The sequence below is a fragment of the Methylobacterium gnaphalii genome, from assembly GCF_007992215.1.
Classification (GTDB): domain Bacteria; phylum Pseudomonadota; class Alphaproteobacteria; order Rhizobiales; family Beijerinckiaceae; genus Methylobacterium; species Methylobacterium gnaphalii.
Genome location: NZ_BJZV01000023.1, coordinates 49,540 through 63,471, shown reverse-complemented (window position 1 = coordinate 63,471; position 13,932 = coordinate 49,540). Strand labels below are relative to the sequence as shown.

At 68.3% G+C, this 13,932-nt stretch carries 17 protein-coding genes; all 17 read right to left on the bottom strand.

The window, feature by feature from the left end; all coding sequences use genetic code 11:
• Positions 1–135: 135 nt before the first annotated feature.
• Positions 136–609: a hypothetical protein gene (locus tag MGN01_RS18220; RefSeq protein WP_147048252.1), complete on the bottom strand. Its 474-nt coding sequence runs from the start codon at positions 607–609 to the stop codon at positions 136–138.
• Positions 606–965 carry a hypothetical protein gene (locus MGN01_RS18215; RefSeq protein ID WP_147048251.1) on the bottom strand — a complete coding sequence of 120 codons (360 nt, stop codon included), beginning with the start codon at positions 963–965 and terminating at the stop codon, positions 606–608. Before MGN01_RS18215 ends, MGN01_RS18220 begins: the two co-directional genes overlap by 4 nt.
• Positions 966–1,027: 62 nt before the next feature.
• The gene (locus MGN01_RS18210; RefSeq protein ID WP_147048250.1) at positions 1,028–1,246 is read right to left on the bottom strand and encodes a hypothetical protein; all 219 of its coding nucleotides are present in this window, start codon (positions 1,244–1,246) and stop codon (positions 1,028–1,030) included.
• Positions 1,200–1,661, bottom strand: coding sequence for a hypothetical protein (locus tag MGN01_RS18205; protein ID WP_147048249.1), 462 nt, complete (start codon positions 1,659–1,661; stop codon positions 1,200–1,202). Before MGN01_RS18205 ends, MGN01_RS18210 begins: the two co-directional genes overlap by 47 nt.
• Complete coding sequence (locus MGN01_RS18200) at positions 1,661–2,587, bottom strand: glycoside hydrolase family 108 protein (RefSeq protein WP_147048248.1); 927 nt, start codon at positions 2,585–2,587, stop codon at positions 1,661–1,663. The genes MGN01_RS18205 and MGN01_RS18200 overlap by 1 nt, the downstream gene beginning before the upstream one ends.
• Positions 2,588–2,629: 42 nt before the next feature.
• Positions 2,630–2,902 (bottom strand): hypothetical protein, encoded by a 273-nt coding sequence (locus tag MGN01_RS18195; protein ID WP_147048247.1) that lies wholly within the window; start codon positions 2,900–2,902, stop codon positions 2,630–2,632.
• Between the two features lies 1 nt (position 2,903).
• Entirely contained in the window at positions 2,904–3,263 is a 360-nt protein-coding gene (locus MGN01_RS18190; protein ID WP_147048246.1) for a septal ring lytic transglycosylase RlpA family protein, read from the bottom strand.
• 59 nt (positions 3,264–3,322) lie between these two features.
• The gene (locus MGN01_RS18185; RefSeq protein WP_147048245.1) at positions 3,323–4,357 is read right to left on the bottom strand and encodes a phage late control D family protein; all 1,035 of its coding nucleotides are present in this window, start codon (positions 4,355–4,357) and stop codon (positions 3,323–3,325) included.
• Positions 4,357–4,593 carry a tail protein X gene (locus MGN01_RS18180; protein WP_147048244.1) on the bottom strand — a complete coding sequence of 79 codons (237 nt, stop codon included), beginning with the start codon at positions 4,591–4,593 and terminating at the stop codon, positions 4,357–4,359. The genes MGN01_RS18185 and MGN01_RS18180 overlap by 1 nt, the downstream gene beginning before the upstream one ends.
• Before the next feature lie 3 nt (positions 4,594–4,596).
• A complete protein-coding gene (locus tag MGN01_RS18175) occupies positions 4,597–5,028 on the bottom strand; it encodes a phage tail protein (RefSeq protein WP_147048243.1) in 432 nt (143 codons plus the stop codon).
• An 18-nt stretch (positions 5,029–5,046) separates the two neighbouring features.
• A complete protein-coding gene (locus tag MGN01_RS18170) occupies positions 5,047–7,968 on the bottom strand; it encodes a phage tail tape measure protein (RefSeq protein ID WP_147048242.1) in 2,922 nt (973 codons plus the stop codon).
• A gap of 161 nt (positions 7,969–8,129) precedes the next feature.
• Positions 8,130–8,588 carry a phage tail assembly protein gene (locus tag MGN01_RS18165; protein WP_147048241.1) on the bottom strand — a complete coding sequence of 153 codons (459 nt, stop codon included), beginning with the start codon at positions 8,586–8,588 and terminating at the stop codon, positions 8,130–8,132.
• Between the two features lie 81 nt (positions 8,589–8,669).
• A complete protein-coding gene (locus tag MGN01_RS18160; RefSeq protein WP_147048240.1) occupies positions 8,670–9,194 on the bottom strand; it encodes a phage major tail tube protein in 525 nt (174 codons plus the stop codon).
• Positions 9,195–9,278: 84 nt separating this feature from the next.
• On the bottom strand, positions 9,279–10,559 hold the full coding sequence (locus MGN01_RS18155; protein ID WP_147048239.1) for a phage tail sheath protein: 1,281 nt from the start codon (positions 10,557–10,559) through the stop codon (positions 9,279–9,281).
• 83 nt (positions 10,560–10,642) lie between these two features.
• The gene (locus MGN01_RS18150) at positions 10,643–13,021 is read right to left on the bottom strand and encodes a hypothetical protein (RefSeq protein ID WP_147048238.1); all 2,379 of its coding nucleotides are present in this window, start codon (positions 13,019–13,021) and stop codon (positions 10,643–10,645) included.
• 44 nt (positions 13,022–13,065) lie between these two features.
• Positions 13,066–13,251 (bottom strand): hypothetical protein, encoded by a 186-nt coding sequence (locus tag MGN01_RS18145; RefSeq protein ID WP_147048237.1) that lies wholly within the window; start codon positions 13,249–13,251, stop codon positions 13,066–13,068.
• Between the two features lie 37 nt (positions 13,252–13,288).
• Positions 13,289–13,846 carry a hypothetical protein gene (locus MGN01_RS18140; protein WP_147048236.1) on the bottom strand — a complete coding sequence of 186 codons (558 nt, stop codon included), beginning with the start codon at positions 13,844–13,846 and terminating at the stop codon, positions 13,289–13,291.
• Between the last annotated feature and the right edge of the window lie 86 nt (positions 13,847–13,932).

Below are 13,932 nucleotides of genomic sequence, written 5' to 3'. Positions count from 1 at the left end.
CGGTTTGGAAATCCTCGCCGTCGAGATCGGCGGGAGAGACGCGGGAACACAGGTGAGCGAAAGCCGCTCGCAGGTCGCCCCCGGAGGCCTCGACGAGCGTCGCCAGGAAGGCGGAGGCCATGAGTTCGCATCTGATCATGGGATGATCACCTCCGGCGTTCGCTGACGAACCGTCCAGAACTGTCCCGTGGCGGCGGTGCGGTACTCGGCAAAGCCGGTGAGCGTCAGGGGCCGGTCGATCAGGCCAGCGGGCAGATCGATGCATTTGCGCGTCCAGTGACCAGAGCCGACCGGACGGCGAGCCAGGCCGTCCTCGACGCCTTGACTGTCCGCCACGGTACGGACCCGCTGGTAGGGATAGATCCGGCCGGCGCCGCGCAAGGTCCAGCCAGCATCCTCGATCGAGGCCTCGCGGACTTTGTCGACCGTGAGGGTGAAGCACAGGAGCCGGCCGTATTCAGGCCGCGTCACGGCCGAGAATTCGTGATTTCGCAGAACGGGCGCGAGCGCAGCCTCGAGGTCGGGGCCGATCCACAGCGTGAGAAAGTAGACCTCGATCAGGAGGCCGATCGCGACGGCGATCCGGAAAAGCCAGACGAAAGGCCTCATCTGAAGCCTCCGACCGCATACTTGCCGAGCGCCGTCAGAACGACGCCGACGATCGCCGTCACGAGGCCGGTGAGGATCAGGCCGCCGATCCGGTCCCATAGCGTGCGGTTGCGCTCCGCATGGGCGATCGTGGTGTTGAACGCCGCAATGCTCTTGTGATCGGAGAGGTCGACGCCGATCCGCTTGAAGGCCTCGCGCAGGGCCTCGTCGACGATCTCCTCGACGGCATCACGATCGAGCGTAGCGCCCGCGCGCTTGCCGACATCCTGCAGGGCGAGTTCGGCCGCCGCCCTGGCGAGCGCTATCGCCATGATGTTCGGCGGCTCCACGGCAGGAGCCGGCAGTGTTTCGGACATGGAATTACACTCGAGGGAACTGGCGGGCCGGGGAGGGGACGGGGAGCCATGGCTCCCCGGCGTCAGTCGGAGGCCTGCGGGTGCGCCATGCGCTCGGCGAGGGCGCCGTAGCGCTCGCCGGATTGCAGGAGACCGGCGGCGTTCGCGTCGCCGTAATCGAGCGCCCTGCGCGCGAAGAGGCGCGCATCCTCGCCTCTGCCGGGAACCGGGCGCGGGGCAGGGGCGGCGATGATGTCAGCGACGGGGGGCAGGCTTCGCGCGCCGGCCGTCGGGCGCGACAAGCCAGTCGTTGACGCGCAGGCGGCGCAGGTCAGCGTTAGACAGGCCGCAAGCCCCGAGAGGGCCGCGCGCCGCGAGTTCGCGAGCATAGGCATCGTTCCGTTTCTCGGCCTTGGCCTGAGCCGCGGCGTTGCGTTGCGCATCGGCCCGCGCCGACGCAGAGGCCGCCCGTTCCGCGTCGAGGTCGACGCGCGCCTCGGCGAGGTCGCGAGCCATGCGGTTGAGGTCCACCGTGCGATCGGCTGCGGCGACGCCAGCGCGGTAGCCGAGCGCCTGTCCCAGCCGCAGGCCGATGAAGCCAGCGGGACCGGCGCCGAGGGCGAGCCCGGCGAGGATGGCGAGCACGGGAAGTGACACGCCGAGGGCAGACGCCCCCGCCGAGCCGATCCGGAGCGCCAGAGAGGCGAGGGCGGCCATCACGCCGCCTCCGCCGCTTGAGGCGAGGCCTCGGCCGGCACGTTGTCGTTGACCGCGACTGGCGTCGCGTCTTCGTCGGCCGTCGGGTCGACCGGCTTCACGTCGTCGCCCTCGCGGGCGCGATCCGCGGCGGCATGGCCGAGCTTGACGATGATGCCGGCAGCGGCCGCCAGGACGGCGAGGCCGCCGAGCACGTAGGGCATCCACGAGAACAGCTCGCGGAAGGCCTCGAACTGCGTCGCGGTCTCCGAGGCGACGGAGGCGACCGAAGCGGCGCCCGTCGTGATCGTGGTCGACGTCGTGCCCAGCAGCGGCCGGCGCATGGTGTCCTCAGACACGACGGCCTTGCGGTGGCCGCCGAGCTGATCGACCGCGACGGGATCGGGGCCGACGGAGCCAGTCGCCCAAGCCTGCCCGATCTTCTGCACGTTCGCGATCCGGGCGGACCATCCCTTGCCGTAGCGGCCCCACGTCTTGAGGCCGCGCAGGGTGCCGAGGCGGCGGGCAAGCATCCGGCCGATCAGCGCATCGTTGTCGGCGTCGTCGTTGACCGCCTGCAGGGTGACGGCGGACAGATTGCCGTCGACGGCGCCGGTGTAGCCCTCGAGCGCGCGCTGCAGCCATCGGCCGGCCTGCCCGGTGCCGGAGTTCACGGCGCTGTCGAACACGATGAAGTCGACGCCGGCCGGCAGCTCGTCGCAGTGGCAGCGATCCCAATAGAGTTCGCGATAGATCCCCTGAATATGGGCGTCCGGCGCCTTCCACACGTCGGCGTCTGGGAGCTTCTGCCGGCGAAGCCACGCGGTATAGACCCGCTGCGTCACACCGCGGGAGGTGCGGCCGCCGGGATCGTGCGGATCGTCGACGTTGCCGCCCTCGTAGACACGCACGCGAGCATAGGCGCGCGCAAACCCGTCCTTCGACATGGTTCGGAACTCCGGAGGTTTGAAGGTTAGGAGGTTCGGACGTCAGAAGCCGACTGAGATCGTCACGCGCACGAGCGCGAAATCGTTCAGCTCCCAGGTGCAGGCACCGGGGCAGCGATCGAGGAGCAAGAGCTGCCGGGGAACCGACGACCCAAGCCTGAGACTCGACAGGGCCGCCGTCGGCACGAAGGGCGGGGCGGGCGGCGGCCGATGAACCAGAGCCGGGACCGGCCGGCGCGCTTGCGCACGCGCCGGCTCGATCGAGAGCACCAGGCAGGCGAGGGCGGCCCGGAGGGCGAGGCGGGCCGAAGCCATGTCAGCCGCCGCGGGCAAGGCTGACATGGCAGACGCCGGCGCAGCCGATCGCGCGCGCCGCGCCCCGCGAGAGGTCGATCGAGCGCCCACGAATGAAGGGGCCGCGGTCATTGATCCGAACGACGACGGATCGGCCGGTGGCGTGGTTGGTGACGCGGAGCCGGGTGCCGAACGGCAGGCTCCGATGCGCCGCGGTCAGGCCACCAGGCGCGAAGCGCTCGCCGTTGGCGGTGCGGCAGTCGCGCTTGCCGCGACAGGTCTCAGCCCCATACCAGGATGCGGTTTCGGCACGAGCGGGCGCGTTCGCGAGCACGAGGCACGCGAAGGCGGCCCGCAGCGCGAGGCGCTGCAGGATGAGCATAAGCTTATGACCTTATGAGGTTAGAAGGTTCTGTGGTTCGGAGGTGCGAACCATCGAGGCTATGAGCCGGCCGAACGCGTATCGCTGCCGGTATCGCCTTGCGGTTGCTTCACTTCGAGGGAGGTTTCGGCGCCCCCATCGCGGTTAATCTTGTCGGTCCAGCTCTCAATCCGATAGGGACCGTCGACGCCGGGACGCACGCCGATGAGCAGACAGGTCCCCTCGACCTCGACGTCGGGATTGTAGGAGATCGTGAGCGAGCCGGAGCCGCCCTCGCGCTCCGAGTTCGTCTTGCGGCCCTTGGCCGACCGTTCAGAGGAGTCCGCGTCAGGCCGATCCTCACCAGTGAGATCGAGGGTTTGCGAGGAGCCCGGCGCGTCGCCAATCTCGACGTCCTTATAGAGCCACTTCGATTGCGCCCGGTCATAGTACCGGGTGCGCGCCTTGGCGTAGCGCTGGCGGCCCTCATAGGGACGCATGCGGCTCTCGATCAGGTTGACGCCGTAAATCGCTTGGATCGTCGGCGTCGAGCCGCCGCCGGGCGCCGCGCCCGATCCGCGCGCGGCAAACACCGCCTGATCGCCCCGGATCTTGAACGTCGCGCCGAGTTCGTCGGCCAGCATTTGCGCGCCGCGCTGGAAATGACGCCCGCGCGTCGACCAATAGGGCCGCTTGATATTGGCGAATTGTGGATCGACCTTGATCCCAGAAAGACCTGATTTCTGCGCCCACTCTTTCAGGAAGTCTTCGAGCGTCGCATCATCTTTATGAAGGTGAACCTTTTGCTTGGTCTTGCCGGTCTTGTCGATCGCCGAGCAGGAGATTTCCAGGGTTCGGCCGCCGCCGCGCGAGGTAACGTGCTCGGGCGCGTCCGTGTAGCCCTTGAAGCGCGTCCGCCCCTCGATCACGATCGTAACCGGCGAGTTCTTTTGCGGGAGGATGAGCTGCCCGCCATTGTCGTTGAAGGTCAGGCGGGCGCTGTCCGACTTGCCGCCGGCATGGCCGCTGCACTCGATCGCTTCCATGTATGGATTCATACGGCTCGTGCAGTCGATCCCGCCGACGCTGATCTGCCACTCGACAGAGAACGGCATCAGGTATCCCCGAACAGGTTGACGGCCGCCCGCTTCGTCGCGGGCTTCGACGTGTCGAGATCAGGCAGGAGGACCGGCGTCAGGAGCGGAAGCACCGTGCCGCGCCTGGCGATGCCACGATTGAGCGCGTAGGCGCTCGACAGCATGGCGGAGGTGTTGCCGCGCCGTCCGTAGGCGCGAAACAACAGGAGATCGAGCGTCGTGCCGACGCGCTGCACGGTCACACGTTGCGGCATGGCTCACCCAAACAGTCCGATGATCGTATCGATGAGGCCGGCGCCGGCATCCGAGCCGGCCTCGCCGCAGCGTTCCAAGCGGATCGTGCATTCGACCTCGAAGCCGACGCCGCTCGGGCCGATGCTCTTGTGACGGCCGCGCACGCTCATGATCTGATGCCAGCCGAACACCTGGCCATCGCCGCGCATTACGAATTGCGGCTCGCCCGACGTGCAGAGGGCCTTGGCCAACTCGAACTCAGCCAATCCGCCGACATGGAAGGGCAGGATCTTGCCCGAGATTTCGAGGGGATCGTCGCCGGGGCCGGCGAACTCGTAATCTTTCCGGGTCGCGATAAGCGGGTGCTTCGCGAAGTCGGCCGACACCTCCTCCTCGACGTCATCCGAGGGGAGGGTGAAGGTATCGAGGGTGAGCGATCCAATCTGCCACAACATGATCGCTCACCCTCTGTTCTAGTGATTGTCGCTCTGCGCCTGGCGCACCCGGCCGGAGCCAAGCGCGGACATAGCCGAGCCGGCCGAGGCGAGCGCCGCCTTGAGCTGCCCCGCCTTCGCGATGGCGGTATCGAGGCCGCTCGTATCGACCTGCGGCGCGACCGTCGTCGAGGAGACCTCCCCGAGCTTTTGCTTGGCCTCGTCCGCCTTGGTGCCGATCTGATCGAGCGAGGAGGCGTCAGCCTTCGGCGCCACGGTCTGATCGGAGAGAGCCCGGAGCTTTTCCTCGGCGCCAGACGTATCGATCTCGACGGGAGATGCTGACTGCCCGGTGCCAGCCTTGTCGCCGCCGAGCCAGGTCGGCGCCGTCCGCTTCCACCAATCGCGCACGTAGGGCCGTTCCGGGGCGAGCCCCGCCATGGGGTTCCCGTCCATGGCGCCGCCCGTGGCATAGTCGAGGCCGGAGGCGCCGTGCTCGGCCGCCATCTTCGGCAGTTGCTTCGTGGTGGCATAAACCGCGAAAGCGCCACCGGCGGCCGTGCCGATCGCCGCGCCGACCACGCCGGCCGCCGCCAGCGCCGGAGCCGCCGAGGCCGCTCCCGGCGCAGCGCTCGCCGCCTTCGAGGCATTGTCGACGACACTGCCGCCCGCGAGCTTCGCTGCCGCCGCCGTAAGGGCCGCCGCCGAGGCGTCGAGCGCCGTGGCCGAGGCCGTGAGCGCGACACCCGAGCCGAAGCCGAGCACGGTCTTGGCAATCTTCCACGTGCCATAGAGGCCCGCCGCCAGGCCGCCGATCGCCGCCAGGCCAGAGGCAGCCATGGTGGCGTTGGGCGACAGCTCGGCGAGCGCCTGCGTGGCCTTGCCAGCCATGTTCGTGAGCGCCGTGAGCGGGCCGCCGGAGCCATTGCTGTCCCAGGCGCGACCGATCGAGGTTTCGAGGTTTTTGACCGCGCCCTCGAACCGGGACACGGCGCCGTCGAAACCGGCCATGCGCTCGGCCGAGATCTTTTCGGAGAAGCCCTCCGAATGGTTTTTCAGCTCGTCGACGATGTGATTGACCGTCGCCGGGTCTCCAAGCGCCGTTGCGATGCGAGAGCCCTGTTTCGAGCCGAACAGGGCGTTCGCGAGCTGCAGGTTGCCCGGCAGCTTTTTCATGAGGTCGGCCATGAGCGCGTTGACGTCGACGCTCTGCATAGAGGCGTCGCGGTAGCGGTTGGCCGCGCCCGCGATCGACTTTTTCGACTTGGCGTCGTCGCCGCCGAGCGTGTCGCTCAGAAGCTTGGTCACCGCCGGGGCGAACTTCGACGGATCACTGATCACGTCCTTATCCGCGAAGATCTTGCCAAGACCTTCGCGCGACGACTTATTGAGTTCGACGCCGTACTGCGCGGCGATGTTCTTCACGAACGGGTCGAGCTTGAGGCTATCAGGGTTGCGCTGATAGTTTTTGTAATCGAGGCCATTCGCGAGCATCGCCTCTTTGCCCTTGCGGGTCGGCGACACGGCGTTGGCGATCAGGGCACGAAAGGCGACGCCGGACTCGTCGCCGCCCATGTTGGCCTTTTTCGAGATGCCCGCGAAAGCGAGCATCATTTCCTCGCTCACGCCAGCCATGCGGGCGGGCGTGGCTGCGTACTTATAGGCCTGCGTGAGATCCTCCGGCGTCATACCGGAGACCTTGGCCGCCTTGACCTGCAGATCCGCCGTCTGGCGGGCCGAATACTTGGCGGCTTCCGTGGTCGAGATATCCTTTTTGAAGCCGAACAGCGCGCCTTCCATTTGCTTGACGGCAGCCGGCAAGCTCAGATCGAGCGATTGGCCGAGATTGGCCGCCGGTTCCATCAGGCCCATGACCTGATCTTTATTCAGGCCGCGCGCCGCAAGCTCACGCTGTGACTCCAAGACTTGAACGTCATTGTATTTCGTCGAGGCGCCCATGTGGATCGCCTGCTTGATGAGAGGCTCTTGCTCCTCATCCGTGAGGCCCATCACGGCCTTGCCGAACCGACGCTCGCGGTCGAACTCCCGATAAGTTTCGAGGGAGGCGTGCGCGCCGTGGCCGACGCCGTGCGCGGCCTTGACGCCGGCGGCGCCGGCAATGAGGCCAAGCGTTTCCTTGCGGGCCTGGCGGCGGGCTTCGAGCAGCTCGGCACGGGCGCTCGCGGCCTCTGCGCGAGCGACGCGGGCCTCTGCGCGGGCGGCGCGTGCCGGCAGGCTCATGCCGTCGACCAGGCGTCGGGAGGCGTCGCGCTGCCGGGTCTGCGCCTCGATCTGGCGGTTCTGCGCGCGGGCAGACTCGCCCATGGCGCGCGTCATGTCGCGATTGGCTTTCGCCAGGGAGGTCGCGTGCGAGGAGACGCGGTCGAGCAGACCGATCTGTTTTGCCAGCTCGGCGTTCGTCTTGGCTGCTGCCGCGCCGATCGCCGTCTCGGCTGCCGATAAGCTCTTGGCCGACACACCGGCCGAGGTCATTTCGGCGCGGGCCGTGCGAAGCGCCTGGCCGCTGGCGCGGAAAGCGTCCTTCGTTGTGTCGACGTTGCTCGTCGCGCGCCGCAAGGCACGATCGAGCCGGCGCACCTCCTCCTCGGCCTTGCCGCGCTCCTCCGCCTTTCCCTTGACACCCTTGAGCGCCTCGGCCGTGGTGCGAGCCTTCGCCAGCTCGCCGGTAAGACGGGTGACGTCCTGGCGCGCCTCTCGATACGCCGCGCCGGAGGCCTTCACGCCGTCGAGGGCCGTGCGGATCTTGCCAATCTTCTCCGCCTCGGCACGGAGCTTTTCGAGCTGTGCGATGAGGCGCGCAGTCTCCGGAGAGGCGGCGCCGAGCTTTTTCAGATCGTTGCCGGAGGCGCCGAGCTTGTGCAGGGCGCCGGCAGCGCGTGCGGCCGGGCCGGAGACGTCGTCGTTGAGCCGAATGCTCAGGGTCGACGTCAGGTTTCCCATGGCTTAGCGCTTCCTTAGTTTTTGGATCTTGAGGGCGAGGAAGTATTCGCGCGCAAAGTCATCCCAGGGCATCACGTCGAGTTCTGCGCGAGAACCGCCGATTTCCTTCATGATGACTGCGCGATATACTCGCCAATGCTCGGGATTGAGTGCGGTTACGGTCAGGCCTTGAGCCGCCGCAACCGGGGCGGCAAAAAATCCTGCGCCTCCTCGATCACGCGCTCGTCATCGCTCGCGTCGAGCCGGTCGAGCACCTTCGGCGGCACCGGGCTTCCGTCCTCGTGATAGAAGATCGGAAACAGGAGCTTGGCACCGGGATCTTTCGCGGCCAGCTCGGCGAGCTGCTCGAAGTACCGGCCGACGTCGCGCGCGGCCATCCGGCGAAGATGGATCGCACGATACTCGCGGCCGGCGAAGCGCATCGGGTGATCGAGTAGAACCACGCGACGGCGCACCTCCTCGTCGAGGAACTGCGGCTCCTCCTCGGGGAGGGCCGCGATCGGCTCGACCGAGACGGGAGCAACGGAAGGGGCGGCGGCAGGCGAGGCGACGGGAGCGACAGCGACGCCGGCGGCGGCAGCCTCCGCCTTCGAGACGGGAGCGAGTTGGGCGAAATCCATGGCGAGACGTGAACCGGGCGCGAGGACATGGGGCAGCGGCCGGAATGCCGGCCGCCGCTGATGACGTATTGGGGAGGGCGATCAGACGCCGAGCGCGGTGCGGTACTGCTCGAACAGGTCGACGCCGTACATGACCAGCTCGCGGCCTCGGGCGCTGAACTTGAACCACTGCTCGCCGTCCACGACGAGTTCGTAATCCGTGACCTCGTGAAAGGCATGGTCGACGTCGAGCAGCTCGCCCGGCGTATGCTCGCCCGGCGTGTACTCGGTCACGACGCCTTTGACCGTGGCGCGCAAGGGGACGATCTTGTTCGTCGAGGTGTTGCGCACCGAAGCCGCGAAGATCCAGCCGCCGGAGACGCCGGGGATGAAGCCGGCCGCCGCGATCGTGCCGACGTCGAGGCCCTTGACGGACATCGTCGGTTCGAGCGCCTCGATCATCGGCAGGCGGTACTTGACCGTGCCGACGCCACCGCCGGCAGTATGCTCGGCGGTCTTGAGCTTGATCGCCGGCAACAGCATCTTGGTGATGGTGCAGACGCGGGAATCCTCGGGATCGTCGAGGCGACGAACGTCGACCTCCTCGACCAACAGCAAATCTTGCATGGGCTAGGCCTCTCAGGCGTGGCGACAGGAGCGAGCGAAAGGGAGCCCGCGCCCGAAGGCGCGGGACAGGGACCAGCGAGGCGGTTAGGAAACCGTGCGGCTCTGCGTGCCGACGTTGGCGACGATCGTATTGACCAGCGCCGTGATCGCCTCTGGATAGTGGCGAACCTCGTTGTTGATCTTCCGGATGATCGGATAGAGTTCCTGATTGGTCCGGATCGAGAAATTGCCCTGCGTAACCTGCGCGATCGTGTTGAGATCGGTCGGATACTTGAGCAGATAACCGACGATGTCCTCGTTATAGACGTGATCGTCGAGCACCTGGCCGAAGCTCTTGAGCAGGCTCTCGGCGCGGCGAGCGGTGTATCGACCGCCGAGGTACTTGCGGGCGAGGAGGCCGAACTCCTCATCGATATAGTCGGCGCCGCGCACCTGATGGATCTGCGTCCATTCGGCGGTTGTGGCGGCCGACTCGAAGCCGATGAACACGAAACCACCATCCGCGATGGCGCCGGCATTCGCGCTCTCGCCCTGCACGACGATCGCGATATCCGAGGCGAGCATGAGCTGCCCCTCGGTCGAGCCGTCGCCGATATCGAACCCGATCGGGCGATTGATGTCCGCAATGCCGAGGATCGGCTTGTTGGCGAAGGAGTCGAACGGCATGCCGTTGCGATAGTTGTTGTCGGTCGCAGCGATCAGGCCGAGGACACGCGGCGCCATCGGGCGCGTGACGAGGGTCGCAGCACCATTGACGGTCTCATAGACCTTGGCGGCAACGCCCATCGGCATCATGCGCTTCGAGGACATCAGCTCGCGCGCGGCGATGGCATTCACCTTAGAGGTCGGATCGACGTCGACGATCGCAATCGCCTTGGCGGCTTCAAGCAAGTGAGCGAGCGCGGCCCGAACCGGATTGTCGGCGCCGTCAACGCCGGCCTCGGCGGTATGGCCGGCATACCACAGGTGACAGGCCGCCTTGACCGTCTGCGGAGCATTGCGGAGCGCCCAAAGGCCGGTGCCGGCGCCGGCGTCGCCGATGATGTTCGCTTGCGTCTGCGCGAGCTTGGTTTCGGCATCGTCAGCCACACCCTCCGCCACGCGCACGACAACGACGTCGGCGCCGGAGCCGCCAAGCTGATCATTGATGCCGGTGAGGGCAGCCGCGAGATCGCCGGTGCCGATCTTTGACAGAAAGGCCGGATCGGTCGAGGTGAAGCGAACCGCCACGTTCAGCGGGAACACGCTGGCGTCGGCGTCGCTCGACGTCGAGCACAGCCCGATCTTGGAATAATCGCCGCCGGTAACGGAGGCGACGTCGTCGTTGGGGTAGGTCGACTGATAACCGAAATACGGTGCGGTCACGGGCTATCCTCACGAAAAAAGGCCGCTCGTGAGGAGCGGCCCGGCCGGAAGTGGAAGGGTGAAGCGAGAGAGCGCTGCAACGCTCAGATCGGGACGTCTGCGGTGCGGAAGGTGCCGCGCGCCACCGTGTCGGGTTCAGCGCCGGGCAGGCTCACGCGGCACGCCCAATGGAACAGCGTGCAGGGCGGCAGGAGCCGGGTTTCCTCGGCAGAGAGGGAGATCTCCGCCGAAGGGTAGGTGAGGCCGCGCAACCCGACCGTGCCGAAGCCGACAGCGGCCGAGGCGCGCTCGGCGTTGAGCCGGTCGGCCGGCGCGGGCGTGAGCCCATAGCCAAACTCAGCGGTCGCCCCGGCAAGGTCGGCCGGTTGGTTTGGCCCGAGGTCGATTGCGATCTGCAGGCGGTAGCCGTCGCCGACCTCGACCTCGAACTCGGGATGCGTGATCGTCATGGCGCCGAGCCGTCCTCTCAGGATGATCGGGCCGGTGAGCCGGCCGGGAAGGATGCGCGGGCCGGTGAGCCGGCCGAGGAGACGCACGATCCGCTGCCGCAGGAGCGCCAGCGTGAGCCCGTCGAGCGTCACAGAGGCCTCTCCGGCGCGGGCGGCGAGGGTGAGCGCCAGGGCGAGCGCCTCGGCCGCCTGCAGGGCCTCCACGCCGGTTTTCGCGACGCGCAGGCCGTAGGACGCAGCCTCGACGGACTCCACGTCGTCAGACGCCGCGCCCGCTACAGCGAGGCCGCAAGAGGCCATAGCCGCGAGCGCCAGGGGATCGGCACGAGCCGCCAGCACGAAGGCGAGCCCGGCGAGGGCATCGCGCGGCTCGACATGCTCCGCGCCAGAGGCCGGAATCGACGCCGCCGCCAGGGCCGCCGCGAGGACGTCGCCGGCATCCGAAGCCGACAGGGCGATGATGAGGGCCAGGGCGTCGGCAGGCGCCGCAGCCTCGGCCGCCGCCGTGATGCCCGCGAGGCCAGCAAGCCCCCGATCCGCTGTCGCGACCGCCAGGGCAGCCAGGGCAGCAGCTATGAGACCTGCGGAGGCCGTCGAGGTCGCCGGCGCGCCCTCGGCCGTGGCGCCAGGCACGAGGAGCGCGGCACGGCCGAGGTCGAGCGCCGCGCTATCGTGCTCGATCGCAGCGACACGCTGCAGCGCCGCGCCCGAGCCGGTATCAGCCAGCGAGGCGAGATCGCCACCGGAGACCGGCGCGGATAGGGCGCCCGCGAGGACCTCGGCACCGGCAAGCGCGGCGCCGGCCGAAGCCAGCGCGATCGAGGCGGCGGCCGGCACGTCGAGGGCGGCCAGCGAGAGGAACGCGACGGCGCGGGCCAGGGGCGAGGCCGCAGACAGATCATCCGCCGGCATGAGATCGGCGAGGCGCGATCGAGCGAGGAGGGCAAGGGAGAGCGCCTCGACCGCCGCGCCCTGATCGGCCCAAGACAGCTGCGCCCGCAAGCGTGCCGCGAGGACCTCGCCGAGCGCCGCGCCTTCGAGCGCGAAGGGAAAGACGGCGAGGCGCGACCGGAGGGCGTCGATCGACGCCAAGGCTTCGGCCGAGGTCCCGACGAGCCGGAAGGCGGCCGAGGCACTGTCGGCCAACACGAAGGCGTCGGCGAGGGTGACCAGCGTCGGCCGCGATCCGAACACCGTATCGGCGACCTGGCCGATTTCATGGGCCGGCGCGAGAGAGAGAACAGGAGCCGCCGGGCCGTCGAGGGCGGCGAGGGGATCTGACGCCGCCATGCCGGCAGCGTAGAGACCGGCTGCCGTGTCGAGGGCGGCCAGCGCGTCGACGGCCGCGTTATCCGAGGCGACAAACGCCCGCGCGAGATCCGCAACGGTGCCGGCGAAAGTCACGGCGTCCGACGCCTCGGCAAAGGGCCGCGCGTCGTCGACGACGGCCGCCAGCTCGGCGGCGGAGGAAAGAGCAGAGGCGCCCCCGGCCAGGACCTCGGCCGTGTCGGCAGCCTCGGGCTGTCCGGCGACGGCCGCCGCCAGGGTCGACGCCACGTCCGTCGCGGCCCGTTCCTCGGCCACGAGCGCGGCGGCCTGAAACAGGATGGCGAGCGTGCCGATGACGGTCGCGGCGTCGGCCGATGCACCGACGGCGTCGAGAGTCGCCGCCAGAGCGTTGAGGGCCGCCGCCGCGTCGGTTCCGGCGCCCTGCACGTTTGCCGCGCCGGAGGCCGCCTCGGCCGAGGCCAGGACGTCAAGGGCGGCGGCGACAGGGGACAGGAGGAGGGCGAGCGCGTCGAGCGAACCGCCCGTTTCTGCGCCGGAGGTCGCAACCAAGGCCTCCGGCACGGCGGCATCGGCGCCGGCGCCGGCCTCGGCACGGGCGGCATTGCCAGCCAGCATCGAAAGGGGGGCGTCAGATCCGGCAAGCGCCTCGGCCGGAGCCGAGGCCAGGTTGCGGATAACGGAGCCGTTCGGCACGAGGCCGAGCGGCCGGCGACCGAGCATCATGCCAGAGTATCCCGCGCGAGGCGGGCTCGGCCCGCGTGATCAGATCAAACGGCCGGTGCAGCCGCGACGGGCTCCAATTCGGCCTCAGAAAACCAGCGCTCATGTGCCTCGCCAGCATCGTTCCAGCCGAGCAAAACAAGCTTCGCGCCCGTCTCCTCATCGAATTTCACACGGATGATTTCGCCCTCGACAATCACGGGGCGAACGCGGGCCTTGTCACCTTTGACCATGTCTTGATCCTCGAAAGTATTGCGGGAGAGCGGGACCTCAGACCGAGAGGTTATATGTCACGCTCAGCGTATCGCCCGACTGCAGGAGGCGGTTGCCGCCAGCGAAGGCGCCGGCGGAAATCAGCGTCCCCGTGGTGCCGCCCTTCGTGGCGCTCGTGCAGAGGAAGCACCCGGCGATCGTGCCGGAGGCGTTGATGTTGAAGACGATCGACACGCTCGCCTTGGCGCCGGCCACGGCAGCGTTGAAGGTCGCGGCCGGGCGGCCGGCGTTCGAGTAGCCCTGATTTTCGGTCCAGCCGGCATGCGAGGCCAACGTGTCGGCGGCGGCAAAAGTCGGGGCCGAGGCACCGTCGACGAGGCCGAGATAGAGCGCGGCCGTGTAGCTCGAACCAGACAGGAAGGTATCGAGCAAGAGGTTCTTGCCCGAGGTGACGACGAGGTTCTTGAACTCCTCGGAATAGAGCAGCTCGCCGGCGGCGTTACGATGTTCAATCGTATAAACGCCCTTGGCCTCGGCCTGCTCGGCATGGGCCGAGCCGGCGATCAGGGCGGCGGCCGAGACGAAGGCCCCGACCAAGCGGTTCATCAGACGCATAGATGTTCTCCGGGAGAGCCGGGCACGCCGGCAGGGCTGGCCGCAGCGGGCGCCGGGCCAAGATCAGGGGAAGGGTCGAAGGGAAG